19 protein-coding genes are annotated in these 18,568 nt (G+C 55.4%); 14 read left to right on the forward strand and 5 right to left on the reverse strand.

Going from position 1 to position 18,568, the window contains the following annotated elements:
* Positions 1-139: 139 nt before the first annotated feature.
* From ACZ1HV_RS10550 to ACZ1HV_RS10565, 4 genes are all read right to left on the reverse strand, one after another.
* Positions 140-757 carry a GntR family transcriptional regulator gene (locus tag ACZ1HV_RS10550; RefSeq protein ID WP_298821133.1) on the reverse strand — a complete coding sequence of 206 codons (618 nt, stop codon included), beginning with the start codon at positions 755-757 and terminating at the stop codon, positions 140-142.
* An 81-nt stretch (positions 758-838) separates the two neighbouring features.
* Entirely contained in the window at positions 839-2,200 is a 1,362-nt protein-coding gene (locus tag ACZ1HV_RS10555; RefSeq protein ID WP_472718033.1) for an FAD-dependent oxidoreductase, read from the reverse strand.
* A 32-nt stretch (positions 2,201-2,232) separates the two neighbouring features.
* Positions 2,233-3,315 (reverse strand): anhydro-N-acetylmuramic acid kinase, encoded by a 1,083-nt coding sequence (locus tag ACZ1HV_RS10560; RefSeq protein ID WP_472718034.1) that lies wholly within the window; start codon positions 3,313-3,315, stop codon positions 2,233-2,235.
* The gene (locus ACZ1HV_RS10565; RefSeq protein WP_472718035.1) at positions 3,312-4,667 is read right to left on the reverse strand and encodes an aspartate aminotransferase family protein; all 1,356 of its coding nucleotides are present in this window, start codon (positions 4,665-4,667) and stop codon (positions 3,312-3,314) included. Before ACZ1HV_RS10565 ends, ACZ1HV_RS10560 begins: the two co-directional genes overlap by 4 nt.
* A gap of 343 nt (positions 4,668-5,010) precedes the next feature.
* Here ACZ1HV_RS10565 and ACZ1HV_RS10570 point away from each other — a divergent pair, with 343 nt between their 5' ends.
* The 11 genes from ACZ1HV_RS10570 to ACZ1HV_RS10620 all read left to right on the forward strand — a co-directional run bounded on the left by ACZ1HV_RS10570 (position 5,011) and on the right by ACZ1HV_RS10620 (position 13,625).
* Entirely contained in the window at positions 5,011-5,847 is an 837-nt protein-coding gene (locus ACZ1HV_RS10570) for a MurR/RpiR family transcriptional regulator (RefSeq protein ID WP_472718036.1), read from the forward strand.
* Between the two features lie 110 nt (positions 5,848-5,957).
* On the forward strand, positions 5,958-6,995 hold the full coding sequence (locus ACZ1HV_RS10575) for an ABC transporter substrate-binding protein (protein WP_472718429.1): 1,038 nt from the start codon (positions 5,958-5,960) through the stop codon (positions 6,993-6,995).
* A 77-nt stretch (positions 6,996-7,072) separates the two neighbouring features.
* Positions 7,073-8,818, forward strand: a complete 1,746-nt coding sequence (locus ACZ1HV_RS10580) for an ABC transporter permease (RefSeq protein ID WP_472718430.1) — start codon at positions 7,073-7,075, stop codon at positions 8,816-8,818.
* Positions 8,819-8,827: 9 nt separating this feature from the next.
* Positions 8,828-9,886: an ABC transporter ATP-binding protein gene (locus ACZ1HV_RS10585; protein WP_472718037.1), complete on the forward strand. Its 1,059-nt coding sequence runs from the start codon at positions 8,828-8,830 to the stop codon at positions 9,884-9,886.
* Positions 9,886-10,485, forward strand: a complete 600-nt coding sequence (locus ACZ1HV_RS10590; protein ID WP_472718038.1) for a histidine phosphatase family protein — start codon at positions 9,886-9,888, stop codon at positions 10,483-10,485. The genes ACZ1HV_RS10585 and ACZ1HV_RS10590 overlap by 1 nt, the downstream gene beginning before the upstream one ends.
* Positions 10,485-11,396, forward strand: a complete 912-nt coding sequence (locus ACZ1HV_RS10595; protein ID WP_298821151.1) for a calcium/sodium antiporter — start codon at positions 10,485-10,487, stop codon at positions 11,394-11,396. The genes ACZ1HV_RS10590 and ACZ1HV_RS10595 overlap by 1 nt, the downstream gene beginning before the upstream one ends.
* A gap of 371 nt (positions 11,397-11,767) precedes the next feature.
* Complete coding sequence (locus ACZ1HV_RS10600; RefSeq protein ID WP_298821153.1) at positions 11,768-12,124, forward strand: nuclear transport factor 2 family protein; 357 nt, start codon at positions 11,768-11,770, stop codon at positions 12,122-12,124.
* Between the two features lie 44 nt (positions 12,125-12,168).
* Complete coding sequence (locus ACZ1HV_RS10605) at positions 12,169-12,525, forward strand: ArsR/SmtB family transcription factor (RefSeq protein WP_472718039.1); 357 nt, start codon at positions 12,169-12,171, stop codon at positions 12,523-12,525.
* Positions 12,522-12,746, forward strand: a complete 225-nt coding sequence (locus tag ACZ1HV_RS10610; protein WP_472718040.1) for an SRPBCC domain-containing protein — start codon at positions 12,522-12,524, stop codon at positions 12,744-12,746. Before ACZ1HV_RS10605 ends, ACZ1HV_RS10610 begins: the two co-directional genes overlap by 4 nt.
* Positions 12,731-12,991 (forward strand): SRPBCC family protein, encoded by a 261-nt coding sequence (locus ACZ1HV_RS10615; protein WP_472718041.1) that lies wholly within the window; start codon positions 12,731-12,733, stop codon positions 12,989-12,991. Before ACZ1HV_RS10610 ends, ACZ1HV_RS10615 begins: the two co-directional genes overlap by 16 nt.
* A 187-nt stretch (positions 12,992-13,178) precedes the next feature.
* Entirely contained in the window at positions 13,179-13,625 is a 447-nt protein-coding gene (locus ACZ1HV_RS10620; RefSeq protein ID WP_472718042.1) for a GNAT family N-acetyltransferase, read from the forward strand.
* Between the two features lie 269 nt (positions 13,626-13,894).
* On the opposite strand, the gene ACZ1HV_RS10625 is transcribed toward ACZ1HV_RS10620, so the two are convergent.
* Positions 13,895-14,515, reverse strand: coding sequence for a TetR/AcrR family transcriptional regulator (locus tag ACZ1HV_RS10625; RefSeq protein ID WP_472718043.1), 621 nt, complete (start codon positions 14,513-14,515; stop codon positions 13,895-13,897).
* Between the two features lie 139 nt (positions 14,516-14,654).
* Here ACZ1HV_RS10625 and ACZ1HV_RS10630 point away from each other — a divergent pair, with 139 nt between their 5' ends.
* From ACZ1HV_RS10630 to ACZ1HV_RS10640, 3 genes are all read left to right on the forward strand, one after another.
* On the forward strand, positions 14,655-16,784 hold the full coding sequence (locus ACZ1HV_RS10630) for a VIT and vWA domain-containing protein (RefSeq protein WP_472718044.1): 2,130 nt from the start codon (positions 14,655-14,657) through the stop codon (positions 16,782-16,784).
* Entirely contained in the window at positions 16,784-17,428 is a 645-nt protein-coding gene (gene rrtA, locus ACZ1HV_RS10635; RefSeq protein WP_472718045.1) for a rhombosortase, read from the forward strand. The genes ACZ1HV_RS10630 and rrtA overlap by 1 nt, the downstream gene beginning before the upstream one ends.
* A 549-nt stretch (positions 17,429-17,977) precedes the next feature.
* Positions 17,978-18,406 (forward strand): hypothetical protein, encoded by a 429-nt coding sequence (locus ACZ1HV_RS10640; protein ID WP_472718046.1) that lies wholly within the window; start codon positions 17,978-17,980, stop codon positions 18,404-18,406.
* Positions 18,407-18,568 lie beyond the last annotated feature (162 nt).

Here is an 18,568-nt window from a genome sequence, read left to right on the forward strand (position 1 = left end):
AAGGCGCGACGCCGACAGCCTGTCATACGCGAGGACTACAGCAGCCTGTATTTTATTCTTCGAGCTGTCCTGAATGAACGAAATTCAAGCGAACAGCTGATCTCTTCGCGACCTCATTGAAGCGTTGCGCAAAAACACATTAATTCTGTTGCAGGCGGGTCTTGTGCGCATGGGAGATATGACGGCGCGCAGCAGTCTCGGCAGCTGCGCAATCGCCATCGGCAATCGCCTCCACGATGGCTGCATGTTCTTCAACCGCAGTTTCACGGCGTTCAGGCGTATCAAGCGTTGTGCCAGCCATCAGGATCAGCGAAAGGCGCAGATGCTCAATCTGATCGACCAGATACCGATTGTGTGAAGCCAGACACAGGCGGCGATGAAATTCCCGGTTCGACCGCACAAGACCCTCTTTGTCCGCAATGCGCTTTCGGTCTGCTTCGACGAGGTCCTGAAGAATTTCGATTTCGGGACGTGAGGCATGTTTGGCTGCCAGTCCCGCGGCTGTTCCTTCCAGAACCTCGCGCATGAAATAGACCTCATTGATCTGCCCATGATCAAGGGTCGGTACAACCATGCCCCTGTTTGGCTCATGAACGGCAAGGCCCTGGGCTTCCAGACGTTTCAATCCTTCTCGGATAGGCGTTCTGGAAACGCCGAATTCTTCGGCAAGATCGGCCTCTCGAAGGCGATCGCCGGGTTTCAGCACCCGCTCTTCAATGAGGCCAATAAGCCGCTGATAGATTTCAGATCCATTCATGCAATCTGGTTAGCCGCTCGCCGGACATTGCGCAAGAGTCGCACCGCACCTGACGGCTTCGCCTTGCACTCTCGGCCTCACCTAGTGCAACCGCACTCCCTGACGCTTTAGCTCCGCCTGCAGGCGGGCAATGTCCATTGAGGTCAGATCCTTGCCTTGCTTGACGGAGAGCGCAGCAGCGACACCAGCACCTTGTCCTGTCACGGTGCAGCACATCATGTTGCGCGTAGCCGCGTGACTGACCTTATCCCCTCCGGTGGCCCGGCCAGCTACCAGCAGATTTTTGACACCCTTTGGAAGCAACGTTCTAAAAGGCAGTTGAAAATAGCGGCCCGTTGTCGGCAGGATCAAGATGCCATAACCGTCGATGAATTCCGGAAAGATACCAACGCTGTCCTCGAAGCGGCCTTGCCCGCGCACATCAGCTTCGGTCATATCATAGGCAGCCAGGATTTTCCGGGTGTCGCGAATCCCGACAGTCATGCCGAAATTTCTGAGCTTTGCGCCGCTGCAGCCTGGCTGAAAGCGTTTCAGGGCCTCCACGGCAAGCATAGCCTGCCGCCGTCCCTCAATTTCATTTCGTGTCATCGATGCGGGGTCTGTGCCATCGCACTCAGGAAGGTGAACGAGATTCAAGTAGGTCAAGTCGCCACTGTCATAAACAGCGCCCCATGTCCCGGAGATGGTTGATAGGGATGCCGGAATAAGCCCTGCCTCCATGGCTCTTTCAAACGGCTTGCGCAGAAATGGCGAAAACATCTGGTCTTCCTTGCCAGTCGTCTCCACTGACCATTCCCCGCTTTCCCAGTCCTTGTAGGTTTGCGGGTCGGCCTTAACGGCGTCCATGAACTTCTTCTTGTCGACACCGGTCATGGAAAACATCACCGAAGCCGCCTGCATTTCCTCGACCGGGGTCTTCTTCGTTACGGCGCCTGCTCGAAAGGCGACATCGGCATCGCCGGTGGCATCGATTACCCGTTTCGCCAGGATCGCCTCCCGGCCCGCCTTGCTTTCGGTGATGATGCCACAAATCTCATCTCCATTCATGATCGGCGCAGCGAAAGACCTGTGCAGCATCGGGTGTATGCCGGCCTCTTCCACCAGGTTGTCTGCGACCAGTTTGAAGCCTTCCGCATCAATTGCGTGGCTGTCTGATTGCGGTTCCGGCGTTGCTGCTCCGGCCGCGCGAGCCCGATCTTCAAATTCTCTGCCAACCCCCTCCGTGTCGATGGTTTGCTCATGCCTGTACCAGGCAAACCCCTCAACACCGACTGCGGTGATATTTCCACCAAAGCAACCGAAGCGCTCGACCAATGCAACATCCACACCGGTGCGGGCAGCCCCAAGCGCTGCGGCAAGACCGCCGGGACCTGAACCCACCACCAGAACGTCGGTTTCGTGAATAACGTCAATTTCTCGCGCCGGTTCGGTGATCCTCTTCACGCTGCCTCCCAAGTCACTCGTCGTCTGTCTGATTATGTGGTTGGGTGAAAGAACTTCCCGCCAATGGTGGGCCGGCTTACACCTGTGGTGCCCGGAAACGTTGTCGGCAATTCTGCTTTCAGACGCCCCCCCAGAAACGCCATCGCCTGTGCTTCAAGCGCATCTCCATCTATGTGGTGATCGTCGGAGGAGACAATCTCTCCCGAAAGCAAATCCGACAAGGCCGTCATCAGCACGGGATTGTGGCGCCCACCACCGCAGACCAGCCAGAGCCTTGCAGGCCGTGGCAACAAGGCCTCGGCCCTGGCTATTGCTTCAGCTGTGAAAGCAAGCAGGGTTGCCGCGCCATCTTCCAGGTTCAGTCCGTCGACAAATGCTCCGGAAAAGCTGTAGCGATCGAGAGATTTTGGTCCCGGTTCGGAAAGAAACGGATGATTGAGCGCGCGCGCCAGCCGTTCCCTGTCGACGGTTCCATTTTTGGAAATCTCACCGCCAGCATCATATTCTCCAGCACCATGGCGGTTTATCCAGTCATCGAGCAATGCGTTGCCAGGCCCAATATCAAAGGCCAGCAGGTTTTCACCGTCAATGTAGGTGAGATTGGAAACACCGCCGATATTGAGAAAACAAAGCGGTTCCCGGTGCTCACCCAATAGCGTCTTGGCCAGTGCCTGATGATAGACAGGCACCAGTGGCGCTCCTTCTCCTCCAGCGGCCATATCAGCCAGACGCACGTCGCCGATTACCGGCAGCTCCAGCGCTTCCGCCAAGGATTGCGGGTCGCCCAGTTGCACCGTTTCTTCAGCAATAGGATCGTGCCACACAGTCTGACCGTGAAATACAACAGCGTCCGGAGACAAATCGTTGTCGTTCAAGAAACGTTGGATCGCCGTGGCATGGTCATCGGTGACGGCCTTTGCAATCTCTGGCCACCGCGCTCGGTCTGCCCCTTTTTTCGCTGCAGTATCTAAAACACTGCGACGGGTTTCGGGTCTATAAGAAGTGGTTCTGGCCGGGCCGAATTCCGTCACGCGGCGGCCGTCGGTCTCAATGGAAGCCAGATCGATACCATCGGCGGACGTGCCGCTGATCGTCCCGACGATCGACCAGCTCATCTCAGACTGTCCGATACTGTCTCGAGACCTGCTTCGGCTATATCGAAGAGTTCGTTGATCTGGTTTTCTGTGATGATCAACGGCGGGCAAAAAGCCATTGCGTCAAGCATGGCACGGGAGATCAGTCCCTTGTCCTGAAACGCGGCATTGGCTTTTGCCCCGAGCGCTCCCGGCGTATGTGCCAGGGCTTCATGGGAAAGCTCAGCTGCGCCAATCAATCCGACCCCCCGGGTCTCGATCACGAGCGGGTTTTCTCCCAGACTGGCCAGACGTTTTTGAAAGACCGGTGCAACGTCTCTCACATGAGCAACAAGGTTACGCTCCTCGATGATCTTAAGATTCTCCAATGCGACAGCCGCCGCCACCGGGTGCCCGCTGCCGGTATAACCATGACCAAGCACGCCGATCCTGTCGCTTTCGTCTGCGATCGTCTGGTAGACATCATCGTTGATCAAAAGCGCGGATATCGGTTGATAGGAGGACGACAGGGCTTTTGAGAGGGTCATCATGTCAGGTTCTAGACCGTAGGTCTGCGCACCGAACATGTTCCCCGTGCGGCCAAAACCGCAAATGACCTCGTCGGCAACAAAGAGGATACCGTGTTTTTTCAAGACCGGTTGTATGGCTTGCCAGTAGCCGTCGGGTGGCACAATGACGCCGCCAGCCCCCATGACAGGTTCTGCGAAGAAAGCGGCAATGGTATCCGGCCCTTCGGCCTGGATCAGGTCTTCGAGATCCGCGGCACAGCGCCTGGCGAAGTCAGCCTCGCTTTCGCCATCCTTTTTCATGGTCCGATAGTGCGGGCACGTGGTGTGCAGGACTTGCGTCAGCGGAAGATCGAAGGATTTATGATTGTTTGGCAGCCCCGTCAGGCTGGCGGATGCAATCGTAACACCATGATAGCCGCGCACACGTGAAATGATTTTCTTGCGTTCCGGCTGGCCCAGCGCATTGGAGCGGTACCAGATCAGCTTGATGGCTGTATCATTCGCCTCAGATCCGGAATTGGTAAAATACACTTTCGACATCGGAACCGGTGCCATCTCGACAAGTTTCTCGGCAAGTTCGATCGACGGCCCGTGGGTCTTGTATGTAAAGGTGTGATAGTAGGGCAGTTTCTGCATCTGCCGCGTGGCCGCATCCACCAGACGCTTTTCACCGAATCCGACCGCCACGCTCCAAAGCCCGGCCATGCCTTCAATGTATCGTTTGCCGGAAATGTCCTCGACGTAGATCCCCTCGCCCCTTTCGATCACCATCGCACCCGTTTCTTCCTTAAGGCGGGCATTGGCGTAAGAGTGGAGCTGAAAGGCCGTATCTCGAGCCTCAAGGGAATTGGGGAGCTGCGCCATTGCGGTCTCACTTGCAAAGTGGTGAAGGATCCAAGGCTATAGGCGACTCAAAATGTCGCTTCGCCCAGGCTGCCACGCTAGACCCGCAATCGATTGATGACAATCGGGACTTTTCTGATTTTTCGTTTCCCTGAGCCAATGGCGTGCCCCCGGATGCGTATGCGCACAAACGCTACAGCCGGTGAATTCGTCTCACTCTTCCGGTTCCGCCAAAGTCCACACGGTCAAACAATCGGGAACATTGCCCAGACCTTCGGCAACGGACAGACGAACGAATTTGCAAGAAATATTGCAAATAAAAAAGAATCATGCAATTTTACTTGCAGATTGACAAAGGATGATCATGTCGCTCCTTGAGAAAATTTCAGACCAGGCAACCACACTCACCCCCAGTGAACGCAGGCTCGTTGAGAACGTGATCGACAGCCCCACAACCGCAGCGCTTGGTACCGCCGGTGAACTGGCCAAGGCTGCTGGGGTTCACGAAGCAACAGCCTCGCGTCTTGCCAAAAAGCTGGGGTTTGAAAGCTACGCCGCGTTCCGTGACGCATTGCGCGACGAATTCATTGCGACCCGCGAAACCGCAACCAGATTTGAAAAAACCATCGCGGAGAGCACATCCGGCACCATCCTGGGTGAATTGGCCAGAGAAGAAACTCAGGCGCTTGGACGGATCGAGGAATTCATTACGCCGGAGCAGATCGCAGAGGCCGCACAGATCTTGATGAGCGCGCAGCGGATCTTTGTCTACGGGTACGGCAACGCGGAAGTGCTCGCGCTCATGATGGTCAAACGGTTCCGCCGTTTTGGCAAAGATACCCACCAGCTCGATACAGACCCGCGTGGTTTGGCCGAGCAAATGCTGGGTCTCGGTTCAGACGACGCCGTTTTGAGCTTCGCCTTCCGTCGCCCTCCTCGCGGCTATGCCGCTTTGATGGAAACGGCGAAAGAAGTGGGCGCAAAAACCGTCATGATTTCGGGCAAGTCGGGCGCGTTGCTGACGCCACGCCCCGACCGCCTTTTGGCTGCACCACGATCAGGGGATCAGGATGCCTTCCAGACCCTGACCGTGCCGATGACAATCTGCAACGCCATCGTCATCGCGGCCGGACTGACAGCGAAAGAGGAGTCGCTGAAAAAACTCGATCGACTGGGACAGTTGATCGAGCGTTTTGAATAACGAAAGAAAACCCTAGGGAGGGACACATGAATGTTCTCGAAGCAACACGCCTCGGCGTGATCGGAATATTTTTGTCTTCAGCCGCCTTGGCTGATGGGCATCTGAATGAAATGGGACCTGAGGAATTGCTGCCACTCGCGCAGGAGGAAGGCAAGGTAACGGTCTATTCGTTCACCAGCCGGATAGGCAAGGTGGAGGCCGCGTTTGAAGAGACCTATCCAGATATTGACCTGCAAGGTTTCGACATATCGTCAACGGAACAGATCGCACGCCTCAAGGCGGAAGCGCAGGCCGGTGTCACCAACGCCGACGTGATCTACATCTCAGATACTCCGGTCGTGCTGACAGAGCTTCTGGAGACCGGCATCATCGCGCCCTTCGTGCCGCCTCGTATAGCCGATCGTGTTCCACCGGAATATCAATCGCCGTTACTGGCGCAACGTTTGTCAACCAAAGTGCTGATGTACAACGAAGAAGCCAACCCGGACGGTGCGCCGATCACTAACCTGTGGCAACTGACAACCGGCGATTGGCGTGGCCGGGTGGTCATGGTCGATCCCTTGCAACGAGGTGACTACCTCGATCTCATGACAGAAATCGTTTTACGTTCCGACGCGATGGCCGCCGCTTATGAGGAACAGTTCGGAAAGGCGATCGATCTGGGAGATGCTGCCAATGCCGGTGAAAAATTCATAACCGATCTTTTTGCAAATGATGTGATCCTTGTCGGCTCCACCGATGATGTGAACGTGGCCGTGGGCGCAAAGGGACAGGAAAACCCGCCAGTGGGTTTTACCAGCTACTCCGACCGCCGGGATAACGAAGAAGAAGGCTGGGCGCTTCAAGTGGCCAACAGTGTAAAGCCTGCGCCAGGTATCATCTTTCCTGCAGTGCTTGCCCTTGCCGCAGAACCCAGCAACCCCGCCGCAGCACGGCTCGTGATCGACTTCCTGATGGGAGACGAAAGTGAAACCGGTGGTGCAGGCCTCGCGCCGTTTTATGTTGCCGGCGATTATGTGACACGCACAGATATCCCGCCGCACCCGGACGCCGTGTCGCTGAGCGACTTTACTGCCTGGCGGATTGCACCGCACGAGACCGCCAAGATCAGATCAGAGATCGGCGACCTGATCCTGACGCTGCAATAAAACTCCCCGGCCAGGAGCAGGCGTGGCCATACGCCTGCTTCCTGTCTACCCTGAAATGAGCAACAAGGATGACGTTGATGGTGGATGTCACCATGAACAGGCAGGGAAGACGTGTGCTTTTCAAGCACGGAACCGTGCTGAAAACAGTGGTGCTTGCACTGTTGATCGCGCTGATCGTTTTACCGCTTCTCAGAACGGTCCTGTTCACGCTGCAGCCTGAAACCGTGAAAGCGTGGTCGGACGTGCTGACGGGACGCCTGTCGACCAACCTATTCTACAAACCACTCGGCAACACGCTCTTGATCGGCGTGGTGGTGGCGACGGGCTGTCTCCTTCTCGGCGGTTTTCTTGCCTGGCTTGTTGTCATGACCAATGTACCGTTCCGCAAGACGATCGGCGTCATGGCCACGTTGCCTTTCATGATCCCGTCCTTCGCGGCGGCTCTCGCCTGGGGAGCGCTCTTCCGTAATGACCGCGTCGGAGGTCAGGTTGGCTGGCTCCAGGGTTTGGGCTTCGATATTCCGGACTGGTTGGCATGGGGCATCACGCCGACGCTGATCGTGTTGACGCTGCACTATTTCAGCCTTGCCTTCACGATCATCGCCGCGGCACTGGCCACCGTGAACTCTGACCTTGTGGAAGCCGCACAGATTGCAGGAGCCAGAGGCGGCCGTATCCTGATGGGCATTATTCTTCCGGTCACAACACCTGCCCTCGTCGCCGCCGGGTCGCTTTGCTTCGCCGGTGCGGTTTCGAACTTTGCGACACCGGCGCTGCTTGGCTTGCCTGTTCGGATGCAAACCCTGTCGACCCGCCTGTTCGGCATGATCGAGGTCGGTCAGGTGGGACGAGGTTATGTCATCGGGATTCTGCTTGTACTCATTTCCGGTGCCTTCCTTTGGGCCGGAAACCGGATTGTGTCGGGGCGAAGGTCTTATGCCACCATCACCGGCAAGGGAGGGCGCGCAAAACGTTTCGACCTGCGCGGCGCGCGTTGGCCGCTCTGCGCTGTGGCCATGGTGATCCTGGTCAGCTCCACCGTTCTGCCGGTCGTCATTTTGTCCGCTTCAAGCCTTGCACCATCGTCCGCAAATCTGTTTTCAAACTGGACGCTGCACTACTGGATCGGTCTCAGCAGTCAGTCAATCGCACAGGGCATTCCAGGCATCGTTCACAACCAAGATATCGTGCGTGCGCTCACCGTCACGCTGGGCCTTGGACTGGCTGTGGCGCTTACGGGCATGTTCGTGGGGCTCTTGACGTCCTACACCACGGCGCGGTTTCGCAAGGGCTGGATGTCGGCTGTCATCACACAGGTCAGCTTTCTTCCATTGCTCGTGCCCGGGATCGCATTTGGTGCTGCATATATCGCCTATCTGGGTGCTCCCATCGGGCCGTTTCCGGCGCTCTATGGAACTTTCGCACTGCTCGTGATCGCAGCGACTGCGTATCTGCTGCCATTTTCAGTGCAGACAGGGCGCGCCGTCATCCAGCAGGTTGGCGGCGAACTGGAAGAAAGCGCACGCATTACCGGCGCAAGCTTTGCCCGCAGGTTGTCCGCCATCACGGTACCGCTCGCGATACGCGGCCTGACGGCAGGCGGCATTCTGATCTTCGTGAAAATTATCCGTGACCTGTCGCTGGTCGTTCTTCTCTTCACGCCAACGATGCCGGTGCTGTCCGTTCTGGCTTATCGCTACGCGTCTGAAGGTTTCGGTCAATTTGCCAACGCGATCACAGTCGTCATCCTGTTCATCTCTATAGCAGCCACGTTGATAGCAAACTGGCTACAGGCCAAATCGCAGCCCTGGCTGAAAAACTGAAGGTAATCCATGCTGGAAATTTGCAACCTGTGCAAACGCTTCGGTGCATTCGAGGCTGTTAAAAATGTATCGCTCAATGTGCCCGATGGCGCTTTCCTTGTTTTGCTGGGACCATCTGGTTGCGGTAAAACAACTTTGCTTCGCATGCTCGCGGGCCTGGAATTGCCATCCGAGGGGCAAATTGTGTTTGACGGCCAGACCGTGTCGGACGGAGACCGGAGCTGGGCCGTCGATCCGGCGAAACGCAATTCGGGACTGGTTTTCCAGTCATACGCACTCTGGCCGCACATGTCCGTGCGCGGCAATGTTGAGTGGCCGCTGAAAGTCATGAAGATGCCGAAGGCAGAGCGCGCGGCCCGGATCAACGAAGTTCTGACCCTGCTTGAGATCAGTCAACTGGCAGACAGGTATCCAAACGAGATTTCAGGCGGCCAGCAACAGCGGGTTGCCATTGCGCGCACGATTGCTCCCAAACCGTCTGTTCTGTTGTTTGACGAACCACTTTCAAATCTCGATGCCAAGCTTCGGGTCGAAATGCGCACGGAACTGATGCGTCTGCATCGCACAACCGGTGCGACGACGGTCTATGTCACCCATGATCAGATTGAAGCCATGACGATGGCCACCCATGTGGCGGTCATGAACCACGGCACGGTGCAACAGTTCGGGACACCAGCCGATTTGATAAACGCCCCAGAAACTGCGTTTGTCGCGACTTTTGTTGGCACACCTCCCAACAACATGATCCCCGTGGTCAGGAATGGCAGTGGCTACAAGGTCGGTGGGCGGACCATGCAGTTGGCACCGCCCGCGGACGATTGCCTGGCTATGTATCGCGCCGAAAAAATGTCCCTGAGCGCGACGGAAAGCGCGATGACCTTGCCGATGGAACTGGTCGAATCCAGCGCCATTGCCGGGCGCACCATGGTCACGGGATTGCGTGACGGCCTGCGCCTGACCGCCATTGTTGACAGCGTGCCGCCTGTGCGAATTGGCGAAACTGTCCAGTTTTCACTGCCGCCTGAACCGGATTGCTGGTTTAGCCGCACTGGCGAGAGGCTAGGGTGATGCGACTGCTGCTCGTTCGACACGGACAATCAGAATGGAACGCCTCCAGGCGTCTTCAGGGACAGGCCGATATCGGGTTGTCCGAGCTCGGAAAATCGCAAGCCGACGCTCTGCGGAGTGTGATCACAGGCATCGGCCACTGCCGGGCGGTGTCCTCGGATCTCAGGCGTGTAAGCGAAACGGCTCAGCGAATAGGAGCGGAAAAACCGCGTTTCACAGAAGGCCTGCGGGAAATTGATGTCGGGGACTGGACCGGACGCCCGATCGATGACATTCGGGCCGAGGACGATGCTGCCTATCTTGGATGGCGGGCGGGCACGTTCGCGCCGCCTGGAGGCGAGAACTGGGACGCCTTCGCAGATCGCATTTGCGCTGTCATAGAGGATGAGCGCCGAAACCCCTGCCAGAACCTGCTGGTTGTTTGCCACGGAGGCGTCATCCGCGCGATCTTGCAGCGTTACCTCGGTCTTGCTCCCGCTTGCGTGATACCGGTTGCTCCGGCCAGCCTGTGTGCATTGCGATTGGGAAATGGCAAGCCTCCCCGACTGGAACTCTTCAACTATTTACCCGATAGCCTGGAATTCGGAGCACCTGACTGATGCTGATGGAATCGCTGTTCCTTGCCGCTGGCTGCGCCTTGCTTTTTTATGGAGGTGACTGGCTTGTGGACGGGATTGCAGGCCTGGCCAATCGGCTGCGCGTCTCTCCGGTTGTCGTGGCATTTGTCGTCATGGGCTTTGGTACGTCGGCTCCCGAACTCTTCGTCGCTGCCGACGCAATGATGGCCAATAAACCCGATATCGCGGTCGGCAACATAGTTGGCAGCAATATTGCCAATCTATTGCTCGTTTTGGCCCTTGCCGGACTGATCGCACCTCTTGCGATCGACCGGGATGTGCTTCGGATCGATGGCAGTGCGATGCTCGTTGGAGCGCTTCTTTTTTGGACAACCGCGTATGACGGGTCTGTCTCCAGGATGGATGCGCTGCTGCTGGTCATGGCAATGCTGACCTACCTGACGCTTCGCTGGCGCAGCCTTGAAGTCCGGGATGACGTTCCGGACACGGGCGAAAATGGTCTGTTTCCTTGCCTTGCGAAGTGCGGCCTTGCACTGGTTGCACTGCCTGTCGGGGCACATGTCTTCATTGAGTCCGCCGTCGAAATCGCCGGCATGCTCGGTGCGTCAGATGCCGTGATCGGACTGACTGTTGTGGCGATCGGAACATCCTTGCCTGAAATGGCTGCCTGTGTTGCCGCAGCACTGAGGCAGAAGTCCGGCGTTATCCTCGGCGGAATTCTGGGCAGCAATGTCTTCAACGGAAGTCTCGTGATCGGAGGCGCTGCCTTTGTTGCACCCGTTGCGGTGGCGCAGAGCTTTCTCGAATTCTGGATACCGGTCATGATCATGGCGACAATGGCGTCGCTGATCTTCCTGCGAACCGATTTCACGCTCACCCGAAGGGAAGCATCGGTCATGCTGGCAAGCTACGCCGCGATCTTCGCAATCTAGCCACCAACCTTGCACGCCACGCAGAAGCAGTGCCTGTGACGCAGCAGATGTTCGGCTTATTCGTATAGATCTGTCGTTCGATTTGAAGCGACACATAGCTTCGTCATTCGGATGCAGCTTAGTCATTGACCCTTGATGGCTCAAAAGCTGCTGACACCCCCTTATAACCTTTTTGAAATTCAGGAGGTTTCCGGTCGATCGACGCAGGACGCTACAACCCGTCATTACGTTTGGCGTTCAAATTGCCAGGATTTTGCGGACTATTCATCGAATACACTTTTGACGAAGACTGATTGCCAAAAATAGAGTTGATTATTTTTTTAAATGGCGAAATATAAGCTAATTAGCGAATCAAAGAGAAAGCCACTACCATGACCCCAACCCAAAAAACGACCCTCGATCAGTTTTACGCAGGTGCAACAGCACAGGACGCCACGATGATCCGTCCACTTCTAACAGACGACTTCACCTTCACTGCTCCAATGATGAGTTTTGATGAGCCGGATGCATATGTCTCCCATCTGGTTGGATTTTGCGGCCATGTGAAGAATTCCCGTCACATAGCCCAAGGCGACAATGTCGTTCATATCTTTACGCTTGTCGCCAAAATGCCGGACGGAGAGAAAGAATTGGACATGTGCGACATCTTCACTTTCAGGGGTGACAAGATCGCGCGGCAGGAGCTTTACACGGACTCCAAGCAATTCCCTGAAGGCGAGGCTGCTTAGTCCTTCGGCAATCCACTCAATTCCAGTAGCCCGTGAGATCCAATATGCAAGAGATTACCCCAGAGCTGGTGCGTACCTTTTCGGCCCTCAGCGATCCGGTGCGGATGGCAACGTTGGCCAAACTGGCCGAAGGTTCGTCTACGGTGGGCGATTTGGCTGCACCGTTCGCTCTTTCCCCAGCAGGATTCTCAAAGCACCTGTCTGTTCTCCAGGCAGCGGGATTGGTCGCCAAGGAACTTGACGGCCGCAAACACATTTGCAGCTTGCGGGTTGAACCCTTGCGCGCCGCTTTTGATTGGTTGTCTTTTTATCAGCAATTCTGGTCGGACAATTTGGACCGTCTGGAAGTGTTTCTTGACCAGAGCCAAACCAAGAATCACGGTAAGAAGACAGGCGAATGACCACCGATCACAGCGTCTTGCAAACACGCATCCTCAACGCTTCACCAAAGGAAGTTTGGGATGCCTGGACGCAGCCCGACCTCATGAAGCAATGGTTTTGCCCGTTGGGTATGAACGCTGTTGAGGTGGAAGCCGATCTGAAAATCGGCGGCGCGTTTCGCATCGTCATGGATGCCAGCAATGCACCTTTGAGACCTCCCCGGAGATGGGGAATTTCCTGACCGCCTATGGCACGTACCAGCGAATTGAACCAGCGAGTGTTTTGGTCTTTTCCTGGGCGTGGGAAGGTAGGGATGAGACGAGTTGCGTGACGCTCACACTTGCTGCCAAAGGCAACAAGACCTTGCTGGTGCTTGAACATGAGGGGCTGATGGACGACGCCAGCCAGATTTTCCACGAAGACGGCTGGACGCCGACTCTGGAAAATCTGTCACGGTATCTGAACACAAGAGATGCGTGGGGATAGGCAGAACTTCAGCTGCCTGCCTGAGACCGTTTGAGAAAGCAATTGTTTCGGAGATTTTTTTGCCCAGTAGCCCAGACGGCTTAAAGGCCAGCAAAATACAAAACGAATTGCAGCCGCCACCCAGCCCAATTCGTCTGACTTCTTGAAAGAAACACAACAAGCACTGATCTGATGTCGGTGTATAGGCATGAAAGTTCGAAATTCGATGATCAGACAATATCGACCCGAAGATACCGACACCTTGATCGCCATATGGCAGAAGGCCAACGCTTATGCGCATCCGTTTCTGCCTGACGACTTTGTCAGTCAGGTGAAGCAAGACATGCGCAACATCTACTTGCCGAATGCAAAAACCTGGGTGATGGAACAGGATGCGACACCCGCCGGGTTCATCGCAATGGTCGGAACCGAGATTGGCGGCTTGTTCCTTGATCCGGATTTGCATGGCAGGGGTTTAGGTAAAGCGATGACGGACCATGCCGTCGACCTGTTTGGCCCGTTGAGCGTCGAGGTCTTCGAGCAAAACGCCGTAGGCAGAGCTTTCTATGATCGTTACGGATTTGCCGAAACCGCCCGATACGTGCATGAGCCGTCCGGTGAAGTGACGATCAAGATGGCAATGAGCGGATCATAGTGTCTTGATAGAGGCGGCCTCAAGGTCGTCTCCTTCGTGCTAAGCCTGATTGATATTTGGGGAGAATTGCGGACCTTGGCCGATCAATAATGAATGACCGCTTTGTCCGCATCTCTATCAGTGTCCACCACTCAGCCTTTGTCCGGTTATTTTCTAGACACGAACAACATTCTGACTAAACAAAAGCACTTGCCGGTCATTTGTTATATTCACAGGACGTGCCAGTTTCGGCCCTGTTTTGACGTTCGGTCTGTCTGCGTCGTCATCGTTCAAAGCCCATTGCCGACACTACTATCCTGTCCGTTTTTCAGGCCGTCCACATAGGTCTTGATCAATGTCTTTGCCAGCATGAACGAAGTTTCGCCGTCTTGAAGTCGACCGGATCCTTCCAGGACAGTCATGCCAAAAAGGCTCATCCACAAAACACGCGCGTGTTGATGAATTTCGGTTTCGCTTCTATCCGACAAGATGGGCGCGAGTGCGCTCTCGATGATGGCGAGCAGCCTGGAGACCTTCTCTGAAAACCATTCGGGCACCGGCCGGTCCTCGGGCAATTTATGCTCAAAAACCGCGTTCCAAAGCTTCGGGTTTTCGTGTGTGAAACTCAGATAGCAATGCACGAGCCGTTCCAGGTCCATAGTCGGGTTCTGCGTGAGTTCGACCTTTGAACATGCCTCCATGAGTTGATCCAAAGTCTCCCCATTCATGTGCATGGTGAGGTCGTCGAGATCCTCGAACAAATTGTACAAAGTCCCAATCGTATACCCAATGTCACGCGCAATCTGCCGGGCACGCAAACCTCTAAGACCCTCTTTCTCAACGATCTTTCTTGATGCGTCGATGGCAAGTCGCCACAATTCTTCGCGTGTGTGATCGGACCGTCGGGCCATGTTTGTCTCCAAGATTCATCAAAAAATGAACAATGTTCACATTTTAGCTTGAAATTGAGCGGCGATCAATTTATTTAAATGAGCACTGATCAATTATCAGTCTTCGCACTTCACATCTTCACGAATGGGAGCATTCATCATGGTTCAGATCTCAAGAGACTGGTGTGCCGCGACGGCATTTGCCGCAGGGCTCTGCTTGAGCGTCTCCGCTGTATCACCGGCCAAAGCTGTTGGCCTGCTCACACCGTCAGATCAATCGCAATCGCTGGATCTTCTAGATCACAAGGTGAGTGTGGTGGTGGAAGACGGTTACGTGATGACCACGATCAATCAAACGTTCAGCAATCCGCACACAACCGACATGGAAGCGACTTATTCATTTCCAGTCCCGCACAAGGCTGCTGTTTCGGAGTTCACCTACTGGATTGACGGAAAGTCGGTAACAGCCGAGGTCGTCGAGAAGGAAAAGGCCCGCCAAATCTACGAAGGTGAGAAACAAGCAGGCCGGAACACCGGTCTTGCAGAACAGGATGACTACAAGACCTTCGACATCAGTGTCTGGCCAGTGCGCGGCAACGACGAAGTTGATATTCGCTTCTCTTATATCCAACCCGCAAAACTCGATACGGGCATTGGGCGATACCTCTATCCACTCGAGGAAGGCGGCGTCGACGAAGAAAAACTCGCCTTCTGGACCGCAAAGCAAACCGTGACGGGGACGTTCAGCTTTGATTTGCATCTGCGGACAGATTATCCGGTTGAAGCCGTTCGCCTGCCGAAGCACCCGGGAGCTCAAATCACACAGGAACAGGATGGAAGCTGGCGCATTCACATGAACAATACGGACCTGGCAGACGGTCTGGCGAAGGACGCCGACTTGGATTTGCAAAGCCCCCACTCCATCGATGAGACCGGCATCAACGAGGGCGAAGCAACGGTAAGCCACATCCCCGTGACACTGGATCAGGACATTGTCGTCTATTGGCGGCAAGCGCAAAATCAACCGGCGCGCGTCGATCTGGTGCCCTACAAGGCAGATCCATCCGGTCGCGGAACGTTCATGCTGACTTTAACGCCGGGCATGGATCTCAAGCCTATCACCGAAGGACGTGACTGGATCTTTGTTCTGGACCAGTCAGGGTCCATGGGAGGCAAGATCGCGACGTTAAGCGAAGGCGTCGCGAAGGCACTCGGAAAGCTCAGGCCAGAAGACCGTTTCAGGATCATCTTTTTCAACAACGAAACAACTGAGCTAACAAACGGCTTCACTCCGGCATCCCCCGACCAGGTCTCTCGTGCGCTTAATAGTATCCACGGCGTTCAAGCTGGCGGCGGCACGAACCTATATGCCGGACTGAAGAGAGGCCTCGATACCCTGGATTCTGATCGCACGGGCGCCATTGTTCTGGTGACTGATGGCGTTGCAAATGTGGGCACCACGGAGACCCGAAAATTCCTGGAACTGGCGCAGCAAAAGGATGTCCGCCTGTTCACCGCGATCATGGGCAACAGCGCCAATGAGCCCATGCTTCAGCCGATGACGGATGCTTCCGGCGGCTTTGCTGTCAGAGTTTCAAATTCTGACGACATTGTCGGCACCCTCCTGCAGGCAACATCAAAGGTTACGCACGAAGCGCTCCATGGCCTGAAACTGGATTTGACACAGAAGGACGGGTCGCTGCGCATCAACGATATCAGGCGGCGCAACAATCCGTCGCTCTATCGCGGTGAGCAGCTGGTTCTGTTTGGTCACTATTGGGGAAACGGCGAGGCTTCGTTAAAGCTCACTGGCGAAATCTCAGGGTCTCCTGTCAGCTACGAAACCAGCTTCACCTTTCCCGAAACAGCCAAACGCAACCCCGAAATCGAACGTCTATGGGGCTATGCACAGATCGAACACGACATGCAGACCCTCGCTCTTTTTGGCCCGGACGCGGACCTGAAAACGTCCATTGTCGACACGTCAAAGGAATTCGGGATTCTGTCTCCCTATACCTCGATGTTGATCGTTGAAGAAGCGCGGTTTGAAGAACTAGCGATTGACCAGACCAACAAAAAACGCCTTGCCACCGAGCAGGCTGCCCAGCAGGAACGCAAGTCACAGCCAGTACAATCGACCCGTGTCGACACGCAGAAACCAATGTTCAAGGGAAACCAACCCAGCCACTCGGGTGGCGGCGGCGGCTCAGGATCACTGGGCATCCTGGGTCTGCTGTTGGCACTGTCTGCGTTGACCATCGGCCTCAAAATGCGCCGCCGGAATGCATGATGACCCGTCTCCTTTCTTCTCTGTCCCATGGCGGCTCAAAGCTGCCATGGGTCTCGTTCGCCCTGGCTGCGATGAGCCTGGCTTTCTTCGCCGTCTTAGGCGGAAAACCCGAGGCCCTCATTTATGACCGGGAGCTGATTGAAAACGGAGAGTTCTGGCGGCTGGTGACTGGCCATTTCGTGCACCTGGACCACCAGCATTTGCTCATGAATGTCGGAGCTTTGATCGCGCTTGGGTTTCTCTATGAAACCTCCCCGCATGGTGGTGCGCGCAGGCTCATATTGGGATGCTTCGTTCTTTCAGGAACTTTGATTTCTTCCGTCTTGTTTCTTGGTGACCTTAAGACACAGTTCTATTGCGGCTTATCAGCAATCCTGAATTCGCTATATGTGGTCACAATGAGTGCGATGTGGCGTGAAACACGCAGCCGGATTTGGCTTATTGGCTTCGGCCTCCTGTTCGCAAAGACTGGATATGAGGCTCTGTTTGGCTCAGTCTTTTCAAGCAGTCTCGAATGGCCACCCCATATCGGTGCGCACCTCACCGGGATCCTCTCAGGCACACTGCTTTTGTCCTCGGATTGCATGAAAAGAGGCTATTTGAGATTGAGACGGTCCAATGTCAGCGCCCTTGGGCCCAACTAAGCGCGACGGCAAACTCGTGGCGTCAATGACCGGCCTGCGCTGATTTGTCTGTCTCAAATCCTAGTCCTTTACCCCTGGCTTGCGCAGCGGCATCAAGGTCGTTAGCGCAGGCGGTCGATTTCTGCGAACACTGTGAGGTCTTTTCAAAGTGAAACGAGCCGCAGTGCTGCCCTTGTAGCACCCGATGCAGTGGCACTGGCTTTACTCGACTTCAGGATACCGGTCATGATCATGGCGACCAAGGCTTCAATGACCTTCCTGCGCGCCGATTTCACGCGCAGCTGCAGGGAAGCATCGGTCACGCTGGCAAACAACGCTGCAACCCTCGCAATCTAGCCGCCTTGATCTGCCCACTTGAGTGGTCAGATTTGATTGTAAGTGCATACTCGGCTGTTGATCCTGGTGTTCTGGAGCGCCGCCTGTCCATCCCCGAAACATGGGATAACTCCTGTATTGTAATTTGCCACTTTGGCGAAATGTTCACACGACTTAAATCCAAGATAAATGAGGTAGCACCCGACCTGCAGTTCCGGGGTTACGAAGGCGGCAATGTTTTGGCCGCAGTGGCCGGTGTCGGCGGATTTTTTTGCATTCTATGACGGATTGCAATTGGTCAAGGAAATGCCTGGGCAGAGCTTCTGGCTAAGCATGGAAGCAGCCTCCATCCGCTTCCCCGATGTTCTGGTGTCCACCGGTCTGGCAAATATCGTCCTTCTGACCATTTTCCTTGGTCAGTTTTTCGACGACAGCAGGCGTAGGCCTCTGAAAACCTGGATAGATCGAATGGCCTCCGCAATCGGGCTCGGGCTCGTATTTGCCGCTCTCTATTACGGGGCCAGCTGGATCACGTTCGCGGCGGTCAGTTTTGTTTTCGCATCGGCTTGTGGGACGTTGCGGCAAGAACTGCGACCGGTGAATCGACCGACTGAACGCGGTTCGTCAGATTGCATCCTTCCGGCGTTAGGGACAGATTATTGATAGCTGTTTCAAAGACTTATGACGACGATAACCAGATGATCGATAGCGGCACGGTATGAGAAGAACCCGCTCAACTACATCGCCGGTGTGAAACTCACGCCTGCACGAATTTTGATGCGATTTAATGTGGCCATCGCCTAAGCTCTGAACTCGCTGCCTGCC

The organism is Roseibium sp. JB4-4 (genome assembly GCF_055693425.1).